Source organism: Limnohabitans sp. (assembly GCF_040400975.1).
Lineage (GTDB): Bacteria > Pseudomonadota > Gammaproteobacteria > Burkholderiales > Burkholderiaceae_C > Limnohabitans_A.
Genome location: NZ_JBBAPF010000002.1, coordinates 211327 through 234187, shown reverse-complemented (window position 1 = coordinate 234187; position 22861 = coordinate 211327). Strand labels below are relative to the sequence as shown.

General features: G+C 57.2%; 23 protein-coding genes. 12 read left to right on the top strand and 11 right to left on the bottom strand.

Annotated features, from left to right (window positions below):
- Nucleotides 1–7 precede the first annotated feature (7 nt).
- Nucleotides 8–1165, bottom strand: coding sequence for an acyl-CoA dehydrogenase family protein (locus ABWQ00_RS03110; RefSeq protein ID WP_353237198.1), 1158 nt, complete (start codon nt 1163–1165; stop codon nt 8–10).
- Nucleotides 1162–1353, bottom strand: coding sequence for a hypothetical protein (locus ABWQ00_RS03105; protein ID WP_353237197.1), 192 nt, complete (start codon nt 1351–1353; stop codon nt 1162–1164). Before ABWQ00_RS03105 ends, ABWQ00_RS03110 begins: the two co-directional genes overlap by 4 nt.
- Before the next feature lie 165 nt (nt 1354–1518).
- Between ABWQ00_RS03105 and ABWQ00_RS03100 the strand changes: the two genes are divergently transcribed.
- Nucleotides 1519–3207, top strand: a complete 1689-nt coding sequence (locus tag ABWQ00_RS03100) for an N-acyl-D-amino-acid deacylase family protein (protein ID WP_353237196.1) — start codon at nt 1519–1521, stop codon at nt 3205–3207.
- A gap of 11 nt (nt 3208–3218) precedes the next feature.
- Entirely contained in the window at nt 3219–4184 is a 966-nt protein-coding gene (locus ABWQ00_RS03095; protein WP_353237195.1) for a Bug family tripartite tricarboxylate transporter substrate binding protein, read from the top strand.
- 95 nt (nt 4185–4279) lie between these two features.
- Here the strand turns inward: ABWQ00_RS03095 and ABWQ00_RS03090 are convergent, their stop codons facing one another.
- Nucleotides 4280–5479: a CaiB/BaiF CoA transferase family protein gene (locus ABWQ00_RS03090; protein WP_353237194.1), complete on the bottom strand. Its 1200-nt coding sequence runs from the start codon at nt 5477–5479 to the stop codon at nt 4280–4282.
- A gap of 193 nt (nt 5480–5672) precedes the next feature.
- Between ABWQ00_RS03090 and ABWQ00_RS03085 the strand changes: the two genes are divergently transcribed.
- Nucleotides 5673–7586 carry a PhoX family protein gene (locus ABWQ00_RS03085; protein WP_353237193.1) on the top strand — a complete coding sequence of 638 codons (1914 nt, stop codon included), beginning with the start codon at nt 5673–5675 and terminating at the stop codon, nt 7584–7586.
- A 24-nt stretch (nt 7587–7610) separates the two neighbouring features.
- Here the strand turns inward: ABWQ00_RS03085 and ABWQ00_RS03080 are convergent, their stop codons facing one another.
- Nucleotides 7611–8243, bottom strand: a complete 633-nt coding sequence (locus tag ABWQ00_RS03080) for an SOS response-associated peptidase (RefSeq protein WP_353237192.1) — start codon at nt 8241–8243, stop codon at nt 7611–7613.
- A gap of 128 nt (nt 8244–8371) precedes the next feature.
- Between ABWQ00_RS03080 and ABWQ00_RS03075 the strand changes: the two genes are divergently transcribed.
- Complete coding sequence (locus ABWQ00_RS03075; RefSeq protein ID WP_353237191.1) at nt 8372–9643, top strand: S1 family peptidase; 1272 nt, start codon at nt 8372–8374, stop codon at nt 9641–9643.
- Nucleotides 9640–10248 carry a hypothetical protein gene (locus tag ABWQ00_RS03070; protein ID WP_353237190.1) on the top strand — a complete coding sequence of 203 codons (609 nt, stop codon included), beginning with the start codon at nt 9640–9642 and terminating at the stop codon, nt 10246–10248. Before ABWQ00_RS03075 ends, ABWQ00_RS03070 begins: the two co-directional genes overlap by 4 nt.
- Before the next feature lie 77 nt (nt 10249–10325).
- Here ABWQ00_RS03070 and ABWQ00_RS03065 read toward each other — a convergent pair whose 3' ends face one another.
- A complete protein-coding gene (locus ABWQ00_RS03065) occupies nt 10326–11120 on the bottom strand; it encodes an IclR family transcriptional regulator domain-containing protein (RefSeq protein WP_353237189.1) in 795 nt (264 codons plus the stop codon).
- 132 nt (nt 11121–11252) lie between these two features.
- Here ABWQ00_RS03065 and ABWQ00_RS03060 point away from each other — a divergent pair, with 132 nt between their 5' ends.
- From ABWQ00_RS03060 to ABWQ00_RS03040, 5 genes are read left to right on the top strand one after another with little or no spacing between them, the layout of a single operon-like run.
- Entirely contained in the window at nt 11253–12248 is a 996-nt protein-coding gene (locus tag ABWQ00_RS03060; protein WP_353237188.1) for a Bug family tripartite tricarboxylate transporter substrate binding protein, read from the top strand.
- Between the two features lie 8 nt (nt 12249–12256).
- Entirely contained in the window at nt 12257–13492 is a 1236-nt protein-coding gene (locus ABWQ00_RS03055) for an aromatic ring-hydroxylating dioxygenase subunit alpha (protein ID WP_353237187.1), read from the top strand.
- Nucleotides 13489–13953 (top strand): aromatic-ring-hydroxylating dioxygenase subunit beta, encoded by a 465-nt coding sequence (locus tag ABWQ00_RS03050; protein WP_353237186.1) that lies wholly within the window; start codon nt 13489–13491, stop codon nt 13951–13953. The genes ABWQ00_RS03055 and ABWQ00_RS03050 overlap by 4 nt, the downstream gene beginning before the upstream one ends.
- Nucleotides 13953–14948 carry a PdxA family dehydrogenase gene (locus ABWQ00_RS03045; protein ID WP_353237185.1) on the top strand — a complete coding sequence of 332 codons (996 nt, stop codon included), beginning with the start codon at nt 13953–13955 and terminating at the stop codon, nt 14946–14948. The genes ABWQ00_RS03050 and ABWQ00_RS03045 overlap by 1 nt, the downstream gene beginning before the upstream one ends.
- Entirely contained in the window at nt 14945–15964 is a 1020-nt protein-coding gene (locus ABWQ00_RS03040; RefSeq protein WP_353237184.1) for a 2Fe-2S iron-sulfur cluster-binding protein, read from the top strand. Before ABWQ00_RS03045 ends, ABWQ00_RS03040 begins: the two co-directional genes overlap by 4 nt.
- A 26-nt stretch (nt 15965–15990) precedes the next feature.
- Here the strand turns inward: ABWQ00_RS03040 and ABWQ00_RS03035 are convergent, their stop codons facing one another.
- Entirely contained in the window at nt 15991–17673 is a 1683-nt protein-coding gene (locus ABWQ00_RS03035) for a tetratricopeptide repeat protein (protein ID WP_353237183.1), read from the bottom strand.
- 237 nt (nt 17674–17910) lie between these two features.
- Between ABWQ00_RS03035 and ABWQ00_RS03030 the strand changes: the two genes are divergently transcribed.
- Nucleotides 17911–18873 (top strand): helix-turn-helix transcriptional regulator, encoded by a 963-nt coding sequence (locus tag ABWQ00_RS03030; RefSeq protein WP_353237182.1) that lies wholly within the window; start codon nt 17911–17913, stop codon nt 18871–18873.
- 1 nt (nt 18874) lies between these two features.
- Here ABWQ00_RS03030 and ABWQ00_RS03025 read toward each other — a convergent pair whose 3' ends face one another.
- The 4 genes from ABWQ00_RS03025 to ABWQ00_RS03010 form a co-directional block, all read right to left on the bottom strand.
- Nucleotides 18875–19117 carry a hypothetical protein gene (locus ABWQ00_RS03025; RefSeq protein WP_353237181.1) on the bottom strand — a complete coding sequence of 81 codons (243 nt, stop codon included), beginning with the start codon at nt 19115–19117 and terminating at the stop codon, nt 18875–18877.
- A 13-nt stretch (nt 19118–19130) separates the two neighbouring features.
- Nucleotides 19131–19655 (bottom strand): macro domain-containing protein, encoded by a 525-nt coding sequence (locus ABWQ00_RS03020; protein ID WP_353237180.1) that lies wholly within the window; start codon nt 19653–19655, stop codon nt 19131–19133.
- A 174-nt stretch (nt 19656–19829) separates the two neighbouring features.
- Nucleotides 19830–20129, bottom strand: a complete 300-nt coding sequence (locus ABWQ00_RS03015; protein ID WP_353237179.1) for a nucleotidyltransferase family protein — start codon at nt 20127–20129, stop codon at nt 19830–19832.
- 45 nt (nt 20130–20174) lie between these two features.
- On the bottom strand, nt 20175–20900 hold the full coding sequence (locus tag ABWQ00_RS03010; RefSeq protein ID WP_353237178.1) for an aldolase: 726 nt from the start codon (nt 20898–20900) through the stop codon (nt 20175–20177).
- Between the two features lie 167 nt (nt 20901–21067).
- Here ABWQ00_RS03010 and ABWQ00_RS03005 point away from each other — a divergent pair, with 167 nt between their 5' ends.
- The gene (locus ABWQ00_RS03005; RefSeq protein ID WP_353237177.1) at nt 21068–21886 is read left to right on the top strand and encodes a metallophosphoesterase; all 819 of its coding nucleotides are present in this window, start codon (nt 21068–21070) and stop codon (nt 21884–21886) included.
- A 456-nt stretch (nt 21887–22342) separates the two neighbouring features.
- On the opposite strand, the gene ABWQ00_RS03000 is transcribed toward ABWQ00_RS03005, so the two are convergent.
- Complete coding sequence (locus tag ABWQ00_RS03000) at nt 22343–22807, bottom strand: thermonuclease family protein (RefSeq protein WP_353237176.1); 465 nt, start codon at nt 22805–22807, stop codon at nt 22343–22345.
- Between the last annotated feature and the right edge of the window lie 54 nt (nt 22808–22861).

Below are 22861 nucleotides of genomic sequence, written 5' to 3'. Positions count from 1 at the left end.
TTCCTTTTCAGCGCAGACCCAAGCCGCGGGCGATCATGCCGCGCAGGATGTCGCGCGTGCCGCCGCGCAGCGAGTAGCTGGGCGCCACCTGCGTGATGTAGTTGAGGGTGTTGAGCAGCTCGGCAGGCACATCGGAGTCGGCGCGCGAAAACAGATCGTCGGCAATCGCCGCCGGAATCAACTGCTCCACGCCCGTGCCCAGGTCTTTCACCAGCGCCGCCTCGACCACGGGGCTATCGCCGCGTGTGAGTTTTTCGGTGATGGCCACCGACATGGCGCGCAGCGGTGCCAACTGGCTCAAAATCTTGCCCGCCAGGCGCTGCGCCTGTGGTGTGCGGCCTTGCGGCGTGCGCACATAGGCCAGCCATTCGTCGAACAAGGCGATGCTGGAATACAGACGCTCGGGGCCGCTGCGCTCAAACGCCAGCTCGGCTGTGACCTGCTCCCAGCCCCCGCCTTCGTCGCCCACCAAGGCGTCCGGCCCCAGCTGCACGTTCTCAAAAAAGACTTCACAAAAATGGCTGTCGCCCGACTGGTCCACGATGGGTCGCACCGTGACGCCCGGCAAAGACAAGTCGACGATCACCTGCGACAAGCCCTTGTGGCGATCGGTCGCCTCGCCACTGGTGCGCACCAGCGCGATCATGAAGTGGCAATTGTGGGCGTTGGTGGTCCAGATTTTCTGGCCATTCAACAACCAGCCCGATTCATTGGGAACCGCACGGGTGCGCACACTCGCCAAGTCCGAACCCGCACCGGGCTCGCTCATGCCAATGCAGTAAAAAGCCTCGCCCCGGCAAATGGCCGGCAAGTAGCGCTGCTTTTGCGCTTCAGTGCCGTACTTGAGCAACAAGGGGCCGCTTTGACGGTCGGCGATCCAATGTGAACCGACAGGCGCGCCAAAGTTCAAAAACTCTTCCACCAGCACATAACGTGCAAATGCGCTGCGGCCCGCACCGCCATAGGCCTGTGGAAACGTGATGCCCAGCCAAGCCCTGCGGCCCAACTCGCGGCTGAACTCGGGGTCATAACCCATCCAAGAGCGTGCACGCACATGGGCAGGCACACCCCGCATGGCTTCGGTCAAAAAAATCCGCACCTCATGCCGCAATGCTTCGTCTTGCACCGGAATGGCCGACGGGTTCAACGAATCGAGCTGGCTCATGCCAACACCCCTTTTTCAAACATAGTCTTCATGTACTCACCCGTCATGGCCAATCTTTTGTCCAACACTTCACGGCACAGGGAAAAACGGGACACGTGGTGCAGCCCATTATTTCGGCGCTTGGCGTTTTCGTCTAATGCTGGCATTGCTTTGTGTGACAGCGATCGGTGCTCGACGATTCCCAGCATGGGCCACTTGTGGGTCGTCAATGTTGAGGCTCAAGCTGAGCAGATACGTCTGGAAAACCCTGATATCAAACGCGCGACAGGTTCCAGCAGGCAACTGCCTATAGTCCAAAAATCGTTGGGCATGTCCCCCGCGCTCGACTTTCACCGCAGCGAGGTATTTGACAGATGCATGACTTGATCATCCGCAATGCACAGGTTTACGACGGCCTGGGTGGCCCCCCTCAAAGGGCCGATGTGGCTGTCTCGCAAGGCTGTATCACCCACATCGGCCAGGTGGACGGCCCTGCCCGAGACAACATCGATGCCCAGGGACTGGCCCTCATGCCGGGCATCGTGGACCTGCACACCCACTACGACGCGCAAGTCACCTGGGACCGCACCCTCTCGCCCTCACCCGCCTTGGGGGTGACCACAGCGGTCATTGGCAATTGCGGTTTTGGCATTGCACCCTGCCCTGCGCCCCTACGCGAAACCATGCTGAAAAACCTGTCGGTGGTCGAGGGCATGGACTTGCAATCCTTGCTGACGGGCGTGAACTGGCAGTTTGAATCCTTTGGCGAATACATGGACCAGCTGCGCCGCATCGGTCCCTATGTCAACACCGCCGTGTTCGCAGGCCACTCGGTCATCCGCACCGCCGTGATGGGCGCAGACGGCTCCGCCCGGGTCGATCCCACAACCGAACAACTGCAGGCCATGCAGGCCCTGGTACGCGACGCCATGGACCACGGTGCCATTGGCTTTGCGTCTTCGTTCTCGCCCAACCACAGCGGTTTCGGCGGCATTCCCATGCCCTCCACCATCGCCTCTGAAGGTGAATTGCGGGCTTTGGCCGGGGTACTGGGCGAGAAAAACAAGGGTATCTTCATGATGGCCACCGGCACCCGCGCCAGCCCCGATGTGATGGAGTCCATCGTGCAAGACACGGGCCGTCCCGGTTACATCTCCACCGTGCTGACCATGTACAACGAGGGCAACCCTGGCCTGGGAGCCACCTATTACGAGCGCTGTGCCCAGGCCCTGGCGCGTGGCAATGAGTTGTATGTGCTGACCAGCTGCCAGCCGCTGTCCTTTGACTTCACCTTGACCGACCCCTATGTGCTGCTGAGCCATGCGGCCTTTGATGCGGTGAAGACCGCCACGCCAGACCAATTGCCAGCGCTGTACCGATCGGCTGAGTTTCGCGCAGCCTTCCGCCAGAACCTGCGCCAGCCCAAGGCGGGCATTTTGTTTTTGGGCAACTGGCGGCACATCGAAGTCGGACAAACCATGCACCCGGCAAACCAGACGCTTGAAGGTGTGAGCATCCAGGCGCTGGCCGATCAACGGGGCCTAGACCCGGTGGATGTGTTCTTTGACCTGGCCCTGTCTGAAGACCTGGGCACCCATTTTGTGGGTAAATTTTTCAACAACAACGACGACGGTGTGGCCCCCTCGCTCAAGCACCCGGCCAGCGTGATCACGCTGTCGGACGCGGGCGCCCACCTCACCTACATGTGCGATGCGGGCTTTGGCCTGTACTTTTTAGCGCACTGGGTGCGCAAGACCGGGCACTTCACCCTGTCTGAAGGCGTGCGCCGCCTGACCAGCGAACCCGCTGACCGCTTTCGCATCCCCGACCGTGGCCGTTTGCAAGTGGGCTTGCCCGCCGACCTTTTGCTGTTCGACCCAGCCACCGTGGGCATCTCCAAACCCTTGCCCCGCCAGGACTTGCCCGGCGGCGGCACGCGCATGGTGCGCGAGGCCACTGGCGTGCATGGCGTCTGGGTCAATGGCGTGAAAGTGCACGACGGTCAGGACTATGTGGATCATCCACACGGGCCAGGCCAGGTGTTAGATCAGTTCAATTCCTGAGGAGTATTTACATGACCACTTTTCTTCGATTTTTGACGGGTCTTTTTCTGGGACTCATGGCCAGCAGCATCTGGGCCCAAAGCTGGCCCAACAAGCCAGTGCGCATGATCATCGCCTTCCCGCCCGGCGGCCCCACCGACCTGGTGTCACGGGTACTGGCACAACGACTGTCCGAGCAGTTGGGCCAACAAGTGATTGTGGACAACAAACCCGGCGCGGGTGGCAACCTGGCCGCTGAACTGGCCGCCAGAGCCACACCCGATGGCTACACGATTTTTTACAACACATCGGCCATCGTGATTGGTCCGGCGCTCTACGGCAAGGTCAACTACGACACCCTGAAAGACTTCGCACCCGTGGCCCTCACGGCCAGCGTGCCCATGGTGCTGGTGGTCAACCCGCAGCTGCCTGCGCGCAGCGTCAAGGAATTTCTCGACCTGGCCAAATCACGCCCCGGTGCGCTGAACTACAGCTCATCCGGCACCGGCACCATCACGCATTTGGCCAGCGCCATGATGTCCACGCAGACCGGCGTACAGACCCAGCACATTCCTTACAAAGGCAGCGCCCCGGGCCTGGTGGATCTGGCAGCGGGTCAAACGCAGTTCATGATTGACACCATCAACACGGTCTTGCCTTATGTGCGTGACAACCGCCTGCGCGGTCTGGCCGTGACCAGCATCAAGCGCTCCAGCCTCTTGCCGGACCTGCCCACGCTGGCCGAATCGGGCATGCCCGGCTTTGATGCCGCCGCTTGGCAAGGCATTGTGGTGCCCACCGGTACCCCGGCCGACATCATTCAAAAGCTCAACTCCGAAGTGAACAAGGCGCTGGCCCACCCCGATCTGCGCGCCCGTCTGGCGGCACAAGGCGCTGAGATTTTGGGCGGCACATCCGCCGAGTACGCCGCCCACCTGCGCACCGAAATGCCGCGCTGGGCCAAAGCCGTGAAAGACTCGGGCGCCAAAGCCGAGTGAGCCTAGGGCCACCCAAATTCAGGAAATTTCCCTGTAGCAGCCCACCCCCGTGGGCGATTCCAATCTATGCAGGCCATCGCCCACAGGGTGGGCTCCTACAAAACTGCGGGCACCATCGCAAGCAGCGCTTGCACCGCCTCTTCGCTCAGGCCCGCTTCGCGCAACACTTCGGCGCTGTGCTGGCCCAAACGCGGTGCAGGTTTTTGCACGGTCAAACCCGGTGTGCCAGAAAAGCTGACAGGCACACCGATCTCGCGCACATGGCCCTCGCTGGGGTGTTCCACTTCCTGCAGCATGCCCACCGCCAGCAGGTGTGGGTCATGCAGCAAACTGTCGATGTCGTGCATGGGAATGCAAGGGATGTCGGCCTCATTCAACCGCGCCATCCAAACTTCTGTGCTTTGCGTGGCCATAGCCTGCGCCACCAGGCGGTACAAGTCGTTGATGTGCCGGGTCCGTGCGCCAATGCTGGCAAAACGCGGGTCTTGTTCAAACAGCTGCGACTGGCCAATCAGACCCAGAAATTTCTGCCAATGCCGATCGGTGTAAATCAACACACACAAATGACCATCGCGGGTGGGGTATGGCCTGCGCTCTTGCACCAGCAAGCGCGGGTAACCGGTCTCGCCCATGGGCGGCTCGAAGGTGGCACCGGCCATGTGCTCGCCCAACACGTATTGCGCCATGGTCTCGAACATGGGCACCTCCACCGCCTGGCCCAAACCCGTTTGGTGGCGTGCAATCACGGCCGCCAAGATGGCATTGGACGCCATCAGGCCCACCGTGCGGTCGGCCAGCGTCAGGGGCACATAGCGGGGCTCGCCACCACTGGCCCGGCTCATCAAGCTGGGCACGGCCGCAGCACCCTGAATCAAATCATCGTAAGCAGGCTTACCCGCATAAGGCCCCTTTTCGCTATAGCCATACAGGCCCGCATAAATGATGCGCGGATTGATGGCTTTGAGCCGCTCGTAGTCGATGCCCAAACGCTGCATGGCTTGGGGACGGATGTTGTAGACCACCACATCGGCCGTCTCCACCATTTTGAAAAAAGCAGCCAAGCCTTCAGGCTTTTTCAGGTCCAGCACCACACTGCGCTTGTTGCGGTTGACATGCAAAAAGATCGAGCCCATGCCCGTGTTCCGCATGGGCCCTATACCGCGCACCGTGTCCCCGGCAGGCGACTCGATCTTGACCACGTCCGCACCCATGTCGGCCATGAGTTGCGTGGCAAAGGGCCCCATCAGGACACTGGTCAAATCCAGCACACGCAATCCATTCAACGCACCTGCCATGCGGTTCTCCTTCGGGGTTGGATCGTGGATTATCGACAGGCCTTACACGGCCAGGTGTCACCTACGGCGCCAACACACACCACAACCCGGTCCAAAATCAATCACCACCTCTTCTCAAGCCCCCTACGCGTCCTGATGCCCACACCACAGTCTCAACCCATCCACCCATTTCAACCCCAAGAGTGAACCCATCATGGCCAAAGATTTCAGCAGCATGGAAGACAGCAACCGCTCGTCCAACCCCAGCATCCATGATGTGCTGGCCGAGTCCCGCCGCAGCTTTCTCAAAAGTGGCGTGGCCCTGTCGCTGGCCTCGGCGCTCGCCCCGTTGGCAGGCTGTGCGAGCTGGGGACCCGCGCAGCCCAAAATCAGCTTCAAAGGCATTCCGGTGGGCATGGGCGACCGGCTGGTGGTACCCGAAGGCTATGTGGCCACGCCTTTGGCCCCGTGGGGCGAGCCAGTGGGCATCCCGGGCCACATGCCCGCATTCAAAATGGACGGCTCCAACACCGCCGACGAGCAAGCTGTGCAAATGGGCATGCACCACGATGGCCTGGTCTATTTCCCGCTTGCCGGATCGCGCCGCGGACTGATCGCCATCAACCACGAATACACCGACGACGGTTTGCTGCATGTGGGCGGCTTCAACGCCATGAACCCCGAAAAGGTGCGCAAATCACAAAACGCGCACGGCCTGTCGGTCTTTGAGGTCGAGCTGAAGAACCAACAATGGCAGATGGTGCGCCCCTCGCGCTTCGCCCGCCGCCTGACCATGAGCGCGCCCTTCAGCGTGGGCGGCCCTGCCGCTGGCCATGCCCTGATGCGCACGGCCGCCGACCCGCAAGGGCGCACCGTGCTGGGCACCTTGAACAACTGCGCCAGCAGCAAAACGCCCTGGGGCACTTACTTGTCGGGCGAAGAAAACTTCGCTTTTTATTTTGGCGGTGCCGACACCCCAACGCCCGACCAGCGCCGCTGGGGCGCACGCAAAGACGGTTTGTACGCCTGGGACAAACACGATGCGCGCTTTGACCTGAAACAAAACCCCAACGAATTCCACCGCTTTGGCTGGGTGGTTGAACTCGATCCGATGGACCCCACCAGCACCCCCATCAAGCGCACAGCCTTGGGCCGCGCTGCGCACGAAGGCGCCTGGGTGGGGGTGACGAAAGATGGCCGCGCCGTGGTCTATTCGGGTGAAGACGCCCGCTTTGAATACATCTACAAATTCGTCAGCCGCGACAAGATTGCTCCGGCGGGCAATGGCCTCACCCAAGCCCAGGCCAACAAAGAATTGTTGGACCACGGCACCTTGTACGTGGCCCGCTTTGACGCCGATGGCCGAGGCGAGTGGTTGCCACTGGTGCACGGCCAAGGGCCTCTGACGGCGTCCAACGGCTTTGCCGACGCAGGCGAAGTCGTCATCAAGGCCCGCCAAGCCAGCGACCTGCTGGGCGGCACCAAGATGGACCGGCCCGAATGGCTCACCATCGATCCGGACAGCGGCTGGGTCTATTGCACCTTGACCAACAACAGCCAGCGCGGCGAGCCTGGCAGACCCGGGGTCGATGCGGCCAACCCACGGGCCAACAACGTCATGGGCCAGATCATCCGTTGGAAAGAAGAGGGCGACTTTGACGGCCGCCGCTTCGAATGGAACCACCTGGTGCTGGCGGGCGACCCTGCCAACGAACGCGCCGAGGCCAAGGGCAACATCCGGGGCGACATTTACGCTTGCCCCGATGGCATCGCCTTTGACCAGCGCGGCGTGCTGTGGATACAAACCGACACCCATGCCACCCAGATGTACAAAGGCGAGTTGGCCCGCGTGGGCAACAACCAGATGCTGGCCTGCGATCCGGTCACGGGCGAAACTCGCCGCTTTTTGACCGGACCCACCAACTGCGAGGTCACCGGCGTCGACCTGACCCCGGACGGCACCACCATGTTCATCAGCATCCAGCACCCCGGGGAAACACCGAGCGACCGCAGCGATCCGGCCGACCCCGCCAGATACTCCAACTGGCCCGACTACACCCCCGGTGGGCGGCCCCGCTCATCCACGGTGGCCATTCGCAAAAAAGATGGCGGCGTGATCGGCACCTGACCCCTTAGGGCTGTTTGTGGGGGTTCATCGAGGCGCGGGCATCGCCCACAGATCCGGCATGTGCGCCCAAGTCATCAGCTCAGAGGCTTGGTCCAAATCGGCCGAAAGCCATGCGTCGTGCAACGCTGGCGCAATGACCACAGGGGTGCGTTTTTCGTCTCCGGGCTTGTGAAACTGCTTCATCACCGGATGTTCATCTGCATTGACCGTCAGCATGGAAAAACTCACCACCCGCTCCCCTGAAACGGGGTCTGTCCAACGGTCCCAAAGGCAGGCCATGCCAAACGGCTCGCCAGACGCGCGTTCAATCTTCCATCGGACAGCCTTGCCCGATGCGTAACTGGGCTCATAAAAATTGTCGACCAGCACCAAGCCAAACTGTCGCTGCCGCCATGCGGTCCGGTAACTGGGTTTTTCTGCCGCGGTCTCGCTGCGTGCGTTGTAAGTGTGCCGACTGATCTTGTCGTCCTTGGCCCATGCCGGTATCAAACCAAACCGCGCCAAACCACAGGCGACGCGATCGGATTGGTGGCTTTTGACGACCAAGGGGGCCGCGTAGCCGGGAAATGTCTCATCAGGGAAGTCTGAAGGCAGATCAACACCCAAGGTCTCTTTGACCCATTGGGCGCGTTGGGTTGGCGTGAAATTGGTGCACACCTTGAGAGTCTAAAGCGACCTAACGTTCCAAGCTCATCCCCTGAGCACGAGCATCCACTACCATCACAGTATTAATAATTTTGTGAATTTTGGCTATGTATTTGCCGAATCGGCTTGTTTTCTCCCTCATGGCCTTCTTGCTGCTCTGCTCGATGTCCATCGCTGCATGGGCCACGCCACCCAACTCACGCCAGCTCTATGAGCGCATCCGCCCGTCTGTGGTCGAGGTGATCACGCAGAACCGAACCAATTTGGGTGTTTCATCCATGGCCAGCGGCTTTGTGACCCACCGCAAAGACTGGGTCATCACCAATTACCACGCCATCTACGATTCGATTTTTGAACCCGATGAGCATGACCTGCGCATTGTGGCGATGGACCAAGGAAGTCTCAAAGCAGAAATCGTTGCTGTGGACATCCAAAATGACTTGGCCATTTTGAAAATTGAACAAGCACTGCGCGTGCCGCTTTTGCCATTGCGCGAAACGCTGCCCGATCGCGGCGAATCGGGTTACTCGATGGGCAAGCCCGGCAGCTACCAGCACAGCATCGTGACGGGCACCTTCAATGGGGTTAATGACAAAGCTGCTGCACCCTTGATCATTTTCAGCGGACCGATCAATGGCGGCATGAGCGGCGGCCCCACTCTGGACGGGCAAGGTCGTGTGGTGGGCGTCAATGTGGCCACCAGCACGCAGCACCAACTGGTGGGGTTGGCCGTACCTGCTGAAGCTGTTGGGCAACTCATTCGTCGAAGCGCATCGCTGCAGGCACAGCCCAGCCTAGATGAGTTGCGTCAGGACATTGCGCGCCAGGTCAGTGCTTTTAACCAACAAATCGTCAAGAATTTTGACGTCCCCACGCACAGCGTTCGACGCCTGGGGCCTTTCCAAGTGCGCGGTGATTTGTCAACCGAGAGCCCCTGCTCCGCATCGCGCAAAGACACCCCCAACGACCGTTACAAAAGAATTGACCAGCGCTGCGCGTCCTCTTCCAGCTTGTTCATCACAGACCGACAGCAATCGGGCAACATCGTCATGGGCAGTTTTTGGTTCCACAGCGAAAAGCTGTCGGCCACGGGCCTCACACGCTTGATCGAAGACCAGATGACCCAACTGCGCGCAGTCCGTGAAGAAAAAGGACCCTCAACACCCTGGAACTGCACCGAGCAGCGATTGAGAGGTCGTTTTGATTTGCCCATCCAGCTGCACGTCTGCCGACGCGCTGTAGAGCATTTGCCGGGTTTATTCGACTTCAGATTTCGCTACACACCCTTGGTCGCAGGCCCAGATGCATTGTTGGTCACTGGCCGCATGTCTGGCTTCGATGACGCGAGCGCTCGCGCCGTATTGTTCAAAAGCATGAATAGCCTGAGCTTCACCGCAAAGGCCAAACCATGATGCGCCGCACACACCTTTTGGCATTTGCCGCGTTCCTGGCTTGGCTGTTTGCACAGATTGCGCTGTATTGGCCCAGTTACACCAGCGCCACCGACGCCGCCTTCATCACCGAGTTGATGGTGGAAGAAATCGCCACTGTGATGATCTGGATCGCTGTCTGGAGCTGGTTGACATGGGTCGAGCAAGGCCGTACACGGCTGTCAGAGCACACCATGATTGCGTCTGTTGCGTCTTTCATTGACGTCGCCATCCTCAACTTCGGCATACCGTGGATGTTTTTCAATTTCGGCTGGCCCTGGCCTGTTGACATGCACAACATCCCCAAGGCGGCGCTGATCACACTGACTGCGCTTGTGCACCTCCATTGGGTCACGCGCAAAGGCGTTAACCCGCGATTGTTTGCCACATGGCTGGCAGCAAGCGTTATGACCATGAGCCTTGTAGCCGCCCACACCTGGGCCAAAAACAATGACCACGAAGCAGCCGACAAACTGCCTTACTCACCCAACATCTACCCTCCGACCTTCATGGTGAAGCCCGAATACAAGCTGCAGGATGGGCTGGAGCACATGTGGAACAAGCGCTGGGAAACGGAGCGAAGGTAAGGGCCATTTTTTTCAAGGTCAAGGGGCGGTGTCAGGGCTCAGAGCTGAAATACCCTATTTGACCTGCTCCGGATCTTTCATCTCAAGGCAGCAAATTTTTGCTTAGCCGACTCCAGCTCTGGCAACAGTTTTTCCAAGATGCTGGGGATGTCCATCCGACTGGTGGCAACGGACAAACTGATGGCTGCAATCGTTTGATCTTGTCGGTTTTTGATAGGTACAGCAATCGAGCGCAGGCCAAGTTCCAGCTCTTGGTCACACAGGGCGTAACCCTGATGTCTCACCAATTCGATCTGACGCATCACATCCGTCACTTTGGTCAAAGTTTTTGCCGTCAACGCCGGCCGCCGCATTCGATTCAATATAAAGAGCGCCCAGTCTTTGGGGTGCCCTGCCAACAACACACGCCCAGTGGCACTCGCATAGGCGGGCAAACGGGCGCCAGCACTCAAGCCCACTGAAAGGCTTCTGCGGTGGGTCGCTCTGGCAACGAACACCACATCTTGTGCATCCAAGACTGCCATGGACGCTGACTCTTTCGTTCGCTCAGCCGTCATTTCCAAAATCGGTTGAGCCAACCGCGTCAACTCATCGCTGACAACAAATGCAGAGCCCAAGCGCAAGGTGCGTGCCGCCAATTGAAATTGACGCCCTTCCTGCTGGGCATAGCCCAATTTGCAAAGCGTGTGCAAAGAACGGCGCACAGAGGCCTTGGTGTTGCCCGTCACCTCTGCAATCTGAGTGAGAGTGGCAGGCCCGCGCAAATGGCCAAAGGCTTCAATGATGGCCAGCCCCTTTTCCAAGGCAATGACGTAATCCCTGTCGCCGATTGAGTCAGAAGGCTCAGGGCTTGGTTCGATGATGGAGGACAAGAGACATTCCAGAAAGTTCGCACAGCGAACATTATGTTCGTATTCATTGATTAAAGTGAATGCGCTGCATAGACTCGCTCAGCACCGATCCACCCCGCGTTGTGCCCCAGAACCTAAAGAGAAGAGGAAGACATGAACAAGCAACTGAATTTTTCGCGTCGTCACGCATTGGCTTCGTCATTGGCGTTATGCCTCAGCGCATTGCTGCCCTCCTACGCTTTTGCCCAAGCCGACAGCGCCACCAGGCCCTTGCGCTTGGTTGTGCCATTTCCTGCAGGCGGCACAGCAGACGTTCTGCCGCGCATCCTTGCTGAAAAAATGCGTGACGCTTTTCCCGCAGGCATCGTGATTGAAAACCGTACCGGGGCAGGCGGCAATGTGGGTGGTGAATTTGTTGCACGGGCAGAACCAGACGGCAACACTTTGCTCGCTTCCCCTCCCGGGCCGGTAGCGATCAACCACAACCTCTACAAGACCATGTCGTTCGATCCCACCAAGTGGGTGCCCATCACAGTGATCGCCACTGTACCGAACGTTTTGGCGATCTCGAACAAAGTACCAGTCAACAACCTGACTGAATTCATCGCTTACCTGAGAGCCAACCCAGACAAAGTGTCCTACGCGTCTCAAGGCAACGGGTCCACCTCGCACCTGACAGCCAACTTGTTCATGCAGTTGACAGGCACGCGCATGGTCCACATCCCCTACCGCGGGACGGCACCGGCCTTGAATGATCTGGTCAGTGGGCAGGTCGATGTCTTCTTCGACAACATTGCCTCGTCAGCGCAGTTCCATACCGCAAAACGCATCAAGGTTCTGGCCGTGGCCGATACCCGGCGCTCACGCGCCCTACCCGACATCTCCACATTCAGTGAATTGCGTTTACCTGCCATGCAGGCGGTCACATTCTTCAGTGTCGTTGCACCACCCGGCACACCCAGCAGCGTAGCGAGAAGAATCCAAGGCCACCTTGCTGCGGCCATGGCGCTACCCGACGTTCGTGAAAAGTTTGCAGCCCAAGGCGCAGAGCCTGGAGGCCAGACACCGGAGGAAACCGGCGCATTCATCCAAGCCGAATCGGCCAAATGGAAAAATGTGATCAGTACCGCCAACGTGACATTGGATTGATAGCCACCATGCAAGAAACCAAGCCCATTCGATGGCCAGACAACTTAAGCCGCGTTCCTTATGCGGTTTATGCCGACAAGCAAGTCCGGGCATCTGAAGAGCATCAAATTTTCCAGGGCGATACATGGAACTACCTGTGCCTGGATGTCGAATTGGATGAGCCTGGTAAGTACCGAACCACATGCATCGGTGAGACACCCGTGGTTGTGGTCCGGGACAACGATGGTGAGGTCTACGCTTTTGAAAATCGCTGCGCCCACCGGGGCGCGCTGATTGCACTCGAAAAATCAGGCCAAGTCGATAACTTCCAGTGCGTCTACCATGCCTGGACTTACAACCGGCAAGGTGACTTGACAGGCATTGCCTTTGAAAAAGGTGTTCGCGGCCAAGGCGGCATGCCTGAGCATTTCTGCAAGTCCGATCACGGCCCACGCAAATTGCGAGTGGCCGTCTTTTGTGGCTTGGTTTTTGGCAGTTTCAGTGATGATGTGCCGCCAATTGAAGAGTATCTTGGTCCTGAAATTTGCGAAAGGATCGAGCGTGTTTTGCACAAACCGGTGAAAGTCATCGGTCGTTTCACTCAAGCGCTGCCCAACGACTGGAAGCTTTATTGTGAAAACGTGAGAGACAGCTATCACGCCAGCTTGTTGCACATGTTCTTCACTACCTTCGAGATCAATCGCTTGTCTCAAAAAGGCGGTGTCATCGTGGATGAGTCGGGCGGCAACCATGTGAGTTTCTCCATGATTGACCCGGCTGCCAAGGATGCCTCTTACAAAGAGCAAGGCCTGCGCTCGGACCATGATCGGTATCGGCTCAAAGACACCAGCTTGTTGGCTGGCTTCGACGAGTGGCCCGATGGGATCAGCCTGCAAATTTTGTCGGTGTTCCCGGGGTTTGTTTTGCAACAAATTCAAAATTGCCTTGCTGTGCGGCAGTTGCTGCCCAAAGGGCATGACCGCAGTGAGCTCAACTGGGTCTATCTGGGCTTTGTCGACGATACGCCCGAACAACTCAAAGTGCGCCTGAAACAAAGCAACTTGGTGGGGCCCGCCGGATTTATTTCCATGGAAGATGGTGCTGTTGGCGGTTTTGTACAAAGAGGCATTGCTGGCGCACAAGACATGCAAGCGATTGTGGAAATGGGTGGCGAGGTGGTCGCCACTGGTGAAGGACGCGCAACCGAGACCTCTGTTCGCGGTTTTTGGAAAGCCTACCGGCAGCATATGGGTGTGACCGAATGATCGATTTACTGAGCATCATGGCCTTTCATGCGGCCTATGCGAACACCATTGACAGCGACCAGTTGGAATTGTGGCCGGACTTTTTTACGCCAGACACTTTGTACCGTGTCACGCACATCGAAAACGAGCAAGAGGGCCTGCCCGCAGGTATTGTGTGGGCAGACTCCCGCGCCATGCTGGAGGACCGTGTGGCTGCGCTGCGTGAAGCGAACATCTATGAACGCCAGCGATACCGCCACCTGATGGGTATTCCGCTGCTGCTGTCGGCCAACGCTGAAGCAGCGCAAGCCACGACACCCTTTATGGTTGCACGCATCATGGCCACTGGCGAGACCCAACTGTTTGCCACGGGCGTATTTCGTGACCGATTCGTCAAAGTCGAAGACCGCTTGCTTCTGGCGGAAAGGGTGGCCGTCTGCGACAGCACGGTGACCGACACCTTGATGGCTCTGCCCCTGTGATGGCTGGGCTTGACCGTTGCGACTCACGTGTCGCTTTGACTGCAGGCGACCCGAATGGGGTTGGCCCAGAAATAGCGCTCAAGGCTCTGGCCGTTTTGCCACCTGAGCAGCGCAACAGGGTGACCCTGTTTGGACCTGTAGCGGTCTTACAAAAAACAGCAACCTCTTTGCATTTGCAAGATGTGTTGTCGTCCATCACCCTCGTTTCAGCGGGTGAGATGTCGACAGATTTTCACGTTCCAGGCCAAGTGGATCCAGCCGCTGGGCGCAGTGCCATCGAGAGTGCAACGGCTGCCATCCAAGCTTGTCGCCGTGGTGAATTTGACGGTGTCGTTGCGGGCCCTCACCATGAAACCGCCATCGCGCAAGCAGGAATTGCTTTCAGCGGATACCCCAGCCTAGTGGCCAGCGTGTGCGGGCTGACCAGCGACAGCGTCTTTTTGATGCTGGTTGGCGGCGGCTTGCGCATCGTGCACGTCACCTTGCATGAAAGTGTTGAAATCGCCTTGGGAAGAATGCGCACGGAACTGGTGATGGCTGCCACCCAAGCCGGTGTGTTGGCCTGTCAACGCCTGGGGGTCAGTGCCCCACGGGTAGCGCTTTTTGGCATCAACCCGCATGCTTCCGAAGGAACTCTCTTTGGTCAGCATGATGCGGAATGCACAGTTCCTGCCGCACACGCGCTGAATCAATCAGGGCTTAGCGTCAGCGGCCCCATGGGCGCCGATGTCTTGCTGGCCAACCACGCGACAGATCCCCATGATTTGTATGTGGCGATGTTTCACGATCAAGGTCACATCCCCATCAAATTGCTCGCACCGCAAAGCGCCAGTGCTTTTTCCATCGGTGCGGACGTCTTGCTGGCGAGTACCGGGCACGGCAGTGCCATGGACATCGCTGGCACAGGCCAAGCCAAACCCGATGCTTTGCTGCGCAGCTTGCGCATGCTGTTGGGGCTCGCCCCATTGCTGCACAGTCAGGCCTCTGTGTCATGAGCCACATCATTCAAATCGCCGCCTCTGAGGTGAGTTTTCCTTGCGGGTCTGACCAATCTATTTTGGATGCGGCCTTGAAAGCGGGTGTGCAAATTCCCTACTCCTGCAAAAAAGGCGTGTGTGGCAACTGCGCCGCGCACATCGAAAAGGGCGACTTCCAGCGGCTACTCATTTGGCCTGAAGCCCAATTGACGGGGCAAGAACTCCTGTGCCAATGTCGTCCACAAACCGACTTGGTGATCAAACCGCCGCAATGGCACCAATCGCCCCCCGCAGAGACCAAAAAGGTTCAAGTCAAGGTTTACAGGAATGTGGCAGCGGCCCCCGATGTGAACTTATTGCACTTGAGACTTCCTGCTGGTCAGCGGATCAAGTTTCGTGCGGGGCAGTACCTGAACATCGTCTTGCCAGATGGGCAACTCCGCAGTTACTCCATGGCCAACCCACCCCACGAAAGTGATTCCATTCAACTGCATGTGAGGCATGTTGAAGGGGGTCTTTTCAGCCAAATTGCACGCCAATTGATTCCGGGAGATGTCCTGGATGTGGAGTTGGCTTACGGGCAAGTGCAACTTTCTCAGGACGATCAAAGCCACTTGCTTTGTGTCTGTGGTGGAACTGGTTTTGCGCCCGTCAAGTCCTTGCTGGATGACCTGGCCAAACAAAAGTCACAGCGACAGATCACCCTCCTTTGGGGCTCAAAAGACGCAGCAGGACTTTATTTGCTTGAACACATTGCGAAATGGCAAAAAAGCTTGTCTCACTTCAAATTTCAAGCGGTTGTTGAAACTGAAAGTGATGCGCTAAGCCTGGGTGCATTTCATGGTCGGGTAGATGGTGCCATTCTCGCTATGGGGTCAGATTCAAACGTACAAGAGGTCTATTGCTGCGGCAGTCCCAACATGGTTTCGGCTGTGAAAAAGGTTTGCTTGAATGCTTTAGGGCTTCAATCAGAAAATTTTCATGCAGATGTTTTTGTCACGAATCAATCTGCAGGCGCTACTCACCTGTCGTGAGTACGAGCAAAGAAAAAACTCAGCCTTTATTCATCGTCTGAGAATTTTTTATCTGAAAGGCTGCCAAGTCCCTTGAGCCAATCAGGTTTGTTTGGATACTTCTTATCAATCCAAGCCTTTGCCTTCTCATCCCCAAGGGACGCTGCCTTGGCCATCAATTTGGTGGCCTCCGCCATGTCGGTATCCACGCCCTCACCGGCTTCGTAGAGTCTCGCCAACTCCCTCAAGCCGATGGCACTTTCCTGTTTCGCCGATAGCTGTAGCCAATAAAGCGCAATCTCAGCATTTTCTTCAACACCGTGACCGTAGGAAAACAGCATCCCCAAGTAAGCTTGTGAATCCGCGTGCCCTGCGCTGGCGGCCGTCTTGAGCCATTTGGCAGCGGCCGGTATGTCCTCCTCCACTCCCTCGGCCCAGAGGTACGCCAGGCCCAATTTGTGTGCCGCTTTCAACTCCCCCTTTTCAGCTGACATCTTGAAGCACTTGAAAGCCTGCACCAGATCCTTGGCGGTTCCGTGACCGTTCTCGTAGGTCAATGCCAGCAGATAGGTGCCCCAGGCGTCTCCCTGCAGGCTGGACAGATGAAAAAGGTTGTGCGCCTTTTCCTCATCCCGATCCATTATTTCGCCCTTGATGTAGGCGATACCGAGCGAAGACTGGCAATCGGCCATTCCGAGGGATGCCCCTTTTTGTAGCCAGATGAGAACTTCATTTTTCTCAACTTCTGGGCCTCGTCCGTTCTGCAGCGCTTCTGCCAATTTGTTGATGGCGTATTTGTGACCTTGTTGCGCAGACGCGCGCAACCACAACACACCGTCCAACTGGTCTTCGCGACATTTGCCATACCAGGCTTGGTGTTGTCCAAGAATAGATTGGGCGAATGCATCGTTGAGCATCGCAGCCCTTTTCAGATAGTTGATGCCTAGCTCTTCATCTTTTGCAAGCAAGTCTCGGCCCAAAATCACATATGCAGCTTCATTTCCTAGGGCCATGGCTTTATTGAGCCAGTACAGGCTGACTTCATGGTCTTTGGCAACCCCGTGATGTCCATCACGATAAATCTGCCCCAACTGGGTACATGCATAGCTCTCCCCCTTTTGAGCAGCACTTTTGAGCATATCCAGCCAAGGCTCAGCAGCATCTGCGTCATTCAGTTTTTTCAGCCGCTCATGGGCCAGGCTGTACATGGAGAATGGGTCTCCTGACGAGGCCGCTAGTTGCATGTGCTGATCGTAGTTTTCCTTGTCAAAATCTGCCCAAAAGCAGTGCGCCGACAAGTCGCCCATTTCGACCGCAGCTTTTCTAAACAAAGCAATGGCGGCCGGTACATCGTCCTTGGCTGCGCACCTGGCCACATTGATCAGGCATCGTGATGAACCCGCTTCTGCCCCTTTTCGGTACCAAGCCAGTCCCTTGTCGGCGTCAACCGCCACCCCATAGCCGAGGCGATACCAACGTCCAAGGTGGAACATCGCAATGTCATTGCCCTCCTCCGCCATTTCCTCCAAAGCCGCCACCGCCTTGTAAAAGTGCCTCGGCTCATTCTTGTTCGCCCAAAATTTAGATGCGGCCTGAAAGGCTTCCTCTTGTTGACCGGGCCTGTTGAGGGTGTGCCGCAGATAGTCCAGGAAGTCCAGTGCATTTGAACTGCCCTGGATAAGGGACCAGACGATCAGATCAAGTTCCTGATCAGAAGAGACTTTGTTCATGATGAGCTCCAAAGAGGAAATCGTAAATTTCAACAGGCTCATCCGGTGAGCCAGCAGCCAATGATCATCAGGTCCTACAACTCAACGGGGTGCCTCATGTTTCTGTCCCTGGCTTTGCTGCATTTGACACCACCGATTCAGGCGGGTGTTTTATATGCATAACGCTGCGGTTGGCAGTTGAGCTTAGGCTGTCAGGCCTTCAGATTACACTGATCACAATGAGAACAGTAGGCTTTTATGTCCGAGATTGACCGCCTCTACCAATACAAAACCCTGCTCAGCTCACGCCGTGTCATGAGCCGCGAAGACATCCTGCACAAACTGGAAATTTCGCTGGCCACTTTCAAGCGCGACATCGCAAAATTGCGCGATCAGCTGCACACACCGATCGTGTTTGACCGTGACCTCGGCGGCTACCGGCTCGAACAAACCGATAGCACCGAATTGCCAGGCATGTGGTTCAGCCAAGACGAAATGCTCGCCTTACTGACCATTCAGAGCATGATTGTTCAGCTAGAACCCGGTCTGTTAGGTCCCAAGCTCAAACCCTTCCAAAAGCGTCTGGATGACATGCTGGCCAGCCAAGGGCTGGATGCTGCCACCTTGACCCAACGTGTCAGAGCCGTTCATGCGGGCAAACGCCACCTGACCCTGACCAGTTTTGAGACAGTGGCCAAAGCCACCCTAGAGCGCAAACAAGTCCAGATCGAACACCTGAATCGACAAAACGGAGAGCTCTTGATACGCGAGATCTCGCCGCAGCAACTGGTTCATTACCGAGACAACTGGTATGTCGATGCTTGGTGCCATTTGCGCAGTGGGCTCAGAAGCTTTTCGATTGACGCCATCAGCAGTGCCAACTTGCTCAACAAACCAGCCAAAGACATTGATTTGATTTCCATGCGGCAGCAACTCGACGGCGGCTACGGCATCTTTGGTGGCATACCCAAAGACTGGGCCGTGCTGGAGTTTTCACCTGGCAGAGCGCAGTGGGTGCGCCATGAATCCTGGCATCCGCAGCAAGAAGGCACTTTGCACCCGGATGGCAGTTACACACTCAAAGTGCCTTATTCCGATGAACGCGAGCTGCTGGGTGACATTTTGCGTTTTGGCGCAGAGGTCAAAGTGCTTGCGCCGCCATCGCTGCAGCAAAAGCTCAGCAACGAATTGACCAAAGCGCTCAATCAATACAAGGCCTGATTCACCATTCGTCATCCTTACGAAAACCGCCGTAAGTGGTGACAGCCATACCCGGATGACCACTGCCTGCATTAGCGCCCGTATCCACTACTGACATCACCGAACCATCCGATCCGGTGATCAGGTGCCCCTCTTGTCGGTAGACCGTCCCATCATTTCGAAGAAACGTTGAATCATCAATCTTGTTGATGACCTCACCCGTTTCGGTGCTGGCAAGCGAGCTGAAAATATTCCAGAATTTCATAGCTGACTCCACATCATTGAACTGTGCTGGTCTGAACTTCGGCATTCGCGGATTCGAACAGCTGAACCATGTCCGTATCGGTCAGGCAAATGCGCACGGTTTGCAAAAAAGGTGCCAACTCGTCTGAGCGATGGAGCGCCTGACAAATGAGTCGGGCAGCGAGTATGGGTGGGAACTTGAACATTCCCGTGCCGATAGCCGGCATGGCCAAACTACGGATGTCATTGTCATTGGCCAATCGGAGCATCGACTCCAAAGCCATCTGCATGTATTTCTCGGGCTCATCATTGTTGATGTAGTGTGCCGATCGCACATGGATGATCCAAGGGTTGGGCAGTTTGAAGCCCGGTGTTATCAACCCATCTCCCAAGGCCAAAGGTGCGAAAGGCTTGCAGTACTCCTCCAGCTTGGGGCCAGCAGCCATATGGATAGCCCCGGCCACACCAGAGCCCATTCGCAAGTTAGCATTAGCGCTGTTGACCACGGCCTCTATGTCAGCTTGTTTGACGATGTTGCCGACAACGATTTCGATCTTCATGGGTTATCTCCTGTGAACGTTCGAATCCTGAACGTACAGAGGCTCAAGGCGTGAGCCATCTGGGCAGGGCGCCCAGCTTTATTTCGTCAACAACTTTTGCAGGCGCTCTGGCCTTCAATAAAGCGGCTGACCGATTCACACGCATCGCGCATGTGCGTGATGCGAATGCGGTCTTCAGGCAGCATATTGCGGCACTGCCCTTGCGATCACTTGGCTTCGGAAGTAGCGCGACAAATCACCCGGGGTGCGCAAATTCACTTTCTTGCCGATCAGATCGGAAATTTCCGCTTCCATCCGGGTCCGCTCAAAAAGATTGGGGATGTGATTGGGCTCGAATTCGACCAGCAAATCCACATCACTGTCCACGCGTGCCGCGCCCTTCAGCTGAGAGCCGAACAACGACAGTTTGCAAATGTGATGGGCTTGGCAAAATGTTGCCAAAGTGGTTTCGTCAAGCCCCAGTGATAAGTGCATTTCAGCCCTCTTTGTCCTCAAAGCTGCGTCCAGCTTAAGGCAATATCAGAGTTGGCTCATCATCCTTCGCAAGCTGGCGAAGAAAAGCTCCGACTGAAGCCGCTCGCCGTTGGTCTGCTCCGCCACACGTGCTGCCAGTGCGGCGTCCACGGGTTTCAGCGCTACACCGGTCGAAGCCGCCAGCACCTGCGCTTGGCAAGCGCGCTCCAGGTAATAAAGGTCGTCATAGGCATAGTCAACGCGTTCACCGCAGACGATGACGCCGTGGTTACCCAGGAACAACACATCAGCCCCCTGCATGGCATGGGCGATGCGCTCGCCCTCGGTCATGTCCAGGGCCAAGCCGTTGTAGTGCGCATCCACCGCCAGGCGACCATGAAAACGCATCGCGGTCTGCGACAAGGTGGTGTCCAAGGCTCGCGCCGCCGTCAAGGTGAGCGCCGTGGCATGCGGCATGTGGGTGTGCAGCACGACCGATTTGCGCGCAATGCGGTGCACCGCCGCATGGATGAACATGGCCGTGGGCTCCACCGGGTGACGGCCCGCCAGCTGCGCGCCGGCTGCGTTGCACATCACGATGTCGGCCGCTTGAACCTCACTCCAATGCAAACCACGTGGATTCAGCAAAAACCAGTCGTCCCGGCCGGGCACCGCCACGCTGAAGTGATTGCACACGCCCTCGCTCAGGCCTTGATGGGCGGCCGCACGCAATGCCAGCGCCAGATCTTCGCGCAGCGGCAACAGGGCTTCAAAGGTTTCATGGGTTTGCAAGGTGTATCTCCAGATTTCAATGACGGGTTAATCGATTTGTGCAAGTCTAGTCAAAGTGGGCAGTCCATCGCTACTTCATGGCCCTGAAGGCTTGAGTACGCCAAGCTCTGGGAGCGGTTTTGAAAGCGTTTTCAGTCCGCACCCGGCAGTGACATAGACTTTGACCCATGCCCCACAAAACAAAACCCAAAAGCGGATTTTGGAAGCTGGCGATTGCCCTGGCGATCACCAGCTTGCTGGGCTATGGGGTCATCATCGAGCCACGCTGGGTGGTGGTGACCCTATTGCAAAAGCAAGTAGGTTTGAAGGGCGCGACCTTCAAAATTGCTCAGCTGTCAGACCTGCACCTCTCGGGCATGGGGGCGACGGAAGAAGCCGCCTTGCGTCACCTCAAGGCATTGCAACCCGATTTGATATTGCTCACGGGTGATGTGATCGGTGACCGACACGCCTTGCCGGCACTCGAAGACTTTTTAAAAAGCCTGCCAGACGCCATCAAAGTGGCCATCTTGGGCAATTGGGAGCACTGGTCTGGCGTTGACTTGCAGCAGTTGTCTGCGCTGTACAAGCGCCACCAAGTGAGGCTTTTGGTCAATGAATGCATGCCGCTGGTGGTCAATGGCGTGCACCTGAGTTTGGCGGGGTTGGACGATTACACGGCAGGTCAGCCCGATCTGGTGCGCACACTCCAGCAATGCACCCAGGGCGCACCGATCATCATGGCGCAGCACTCACCTGGCATGTTTGACGAAGCACCTTCTCCAGAGTTGGGCCAGATTGCCTATAGCCTGGCAGGCCACACGCATGGAGGCCAAGTGGCCGTGGGTAAACATGCGCTTTTCACGCCCAGAGGCAGTGGGCGGTATGTGGCAGGCAGCTACCCAACAGCTTGGGGTGATTTGTACGTTTCACGCGGCATCGGCACCTCGATGATGCCCCTGCGCATCGGTGCACGGCCCGAGATGGTGTTTCTGGAATTGCGGTGAAGATGGCGTGCACATATTTATTCAACCTTCAACATCCATCCAACCCATGACCAGCATTGCCGGCTACAACATCAGCGCAGCGCCCTGCTGCGGCAAAACTTACCGGACCCTTCGTTACCGGTCTATAAACTTCTCCGCTTGGGAGTATTGGACGGATGGCCACACCGAGGGGGGCTCATGCCGAATGGGTACGGTTTACGCAAGTGCCTTTGCGGCGCTTTTTATCTGCGCAGAGAGATGGTGGATTTGGAGGAGGTGGACGAGACGGAGTTGGACCACCCAAGCCCTGTGCATGCCGACGACTTGCCCCATGCGAAGCTGCGAAAGCCTTGGACGAATACGAAGACATCGACCGAAGCAAAGTCAGCACGCTGCTGGCCGATTTGGTGAAAGACAGGGAAACGGCTCCGGTGCGCTATCGCTTGTGAAAATTCGCGGCGTTAGGCGGATTGGCTGCTATTTTTTCCGCCTGAACACGGAAGGCTCCATGGGCGCGGGGTCTCGCCAAAGTCCCATTCTTTTGTCTCGCGCCTGCGACTCCGATTGTGCGTAGGCCTCACGGTCTTCTGGCGATTGCTCATTTTGATATTGCTTGTAATGCCAGGCCATGCCGCGTTTGACTTGCTCTAAATTGATGTCCACGCCAGCCAGGGTGACCACGCCCACGATGCGGCCATAGCGGTCTTGCTTGGACCACTTCACTTCGACCGATTTACCAAAGACAAGATCAGACAAGGACTCTTTGGCCTTTTGACCATAGGCTTGCGCTCTTTCAGGGGCATCAATTCCGGCCAGTCTGATTTTGTGTTGTGTTTTTTTGGCGTCCAAGACGGTGACCGAGTCGCCGTCGGACACGCCCACCACCCGTCCTTGGATGACGTTGGCAGCCGCCAAGTTGCCAAGAGCAAGGGCAGCGAGCATTGAGAAAATTGACAGAAATAGAATCACATATCGATTTTGTCATTTTTCTACTCA

Excerpts from the sequence above, each read along its gene's own strand:
- ABWQ00_RS03045 (WP_353237185.1), top strand. The coding sequence starts at position 13,953 with ATGGCTGGGCTTGACCGTTGCGACTCACGTGTCGCTTTGACTGCAGGC.
- ABWQ00_RS03105 (WP_353237197.1), bottom strand. The coding sequence starts at position 1,353 with ATGCTGGGAATCGTCGAGCACCGATCGCTGTCACACAAAGCAATGCCA.
- ABWQ00_RS03075 (WP_353237191.1), top strand. The coding sequence starts at position 8,372 with ATGGCCTTCTTGCTGCTCTGCTCGATGTCCATCGCTGCATGGGCCACG.
- ABWQ00_RS03015 (WP_353237179.1), bottom strand. The coding sequence starts at position 20,129 with ATGCACTTATCACTGGGGCTTGACGAAACCACTTTGGCAACATTTTGC.
- ABWQ00_RS03060 (WP_353237188.1), top strand. The coding sequence starts at position 11,253 with ATGAACAAGCAACTGAATTTTTCGCGTCGTCACGCATTGGCTTCGTCA.
- ABWQ00_RS03020 (WP_353237180.1), bottom strand. The coding sequence starts at position 19,655 with ATGAAGATCGAAATCGTTGTCGGCAACATCGTCAAACAAGCTGACATA.
- ABWQ00_RS03090 (WP_353237194.1), bottom strand. The coding sequence starts at position 5,479 with ATGGCAGGTGCGTTGAATGGATTGCGTGTGCTGGATTTGACCAGTGTC.
- ABWQ00_RS03070 (WP_353237190.1), top strand. The coding sequence starts at position 9,640 with ATGATGCGCCGCACACACCTTTTGGCATTTGCCGCGTTCCTGGCTTGG.
- ABWQ00_RS03000 (WP_353237176.1), bottom strand. The coding sequence starts at position 22,807 with ATGCTCGCTGCCCTTGCTCTTGGCAACTTGGCGGCTGCCAACGTCATC.
- ABWQ00_RS03095 (WP_353237195.1), top strand. The coding sequence starts at position 3,219 with ATGACCACTTTTCTTCGATTTTTGACGGGTCTTTTTCTGGGACTCATG.
- ABWQ00_RS03025 (WP_353237181.1), bottom strand. The coding sequence starts at position 19,117 with ATGAAATTCTGGAATATTTTCAGCTCGCTTGCCAGCACCGAAACGGGT.
- ABWQ00_RS03040 (WP_353237184.1), top strand. The coding sequence starts at position 14,945 with ATGAGCCACATCATTCAAATCGCCGCCTCTGAGGTGAGTTTTCCTTGC.
- ABWQ00_RS03110 (WP_353237198.1), bottom strand. The coding sequence starts at position 1,165 with ATGAGCCAGCTCGATTCGTTGAACCCGTCGGCCATTCCGGTGCAAGAC.
- ABWQ00_RS03050 (WP_353237186.1), top strand. The coding sequence starts at position 13,489 with ATGATCGATTTACTGAGCATCATGGCCTTTCATGCGGCCTATGCGAAC.
- ABWQ00_RS03005 (WP_353237177.1), top strand. The coding sequence starts at position 21,068 with ATGCCCCACAAAACAAAACCCAAAAGCGGATTTTGGAAGCTGGCGATT.
- ABWQ00_RS03030 (WP_353237182.1), top strand. The coding sequence starts at position 17,911 with ATGTCCGAGATTGACCGCCTCTACCAATACAAAACCCTGCTCAGCTCA.
- ABWQ00_RS03085 (WP_353237193.1), top strand. The coding sequence starts at position 5,673 with ATGGCCAAAGATTTCAGCAGCATGGAAGACAGCAACCGCTCGTCCAAC.
- ABWQ00_RS03035 (WP_353237183.1), bottom strand. The coding sequence starts at position 17,673 with ATGAACAAAGTCTCTTCTGATCAGGAACTTGATCTGATCGTCTGGTCC.
- ABWQ00_RS03100 (WP_353237196.1), top strand. The coding sequence starts at position 1,519 with ATGCATGACTTGATCATCCGCAATGCACAGGTTTACGACGGCCTGGGT.
- ABWQ00_RS03055 (WP_353237187.1), top strand. The coding sequence starts at position 12,257 with ATGCAAGAAACCAAGCCCATTCGATGGCCAGACAACTTAAGCCGCGTT.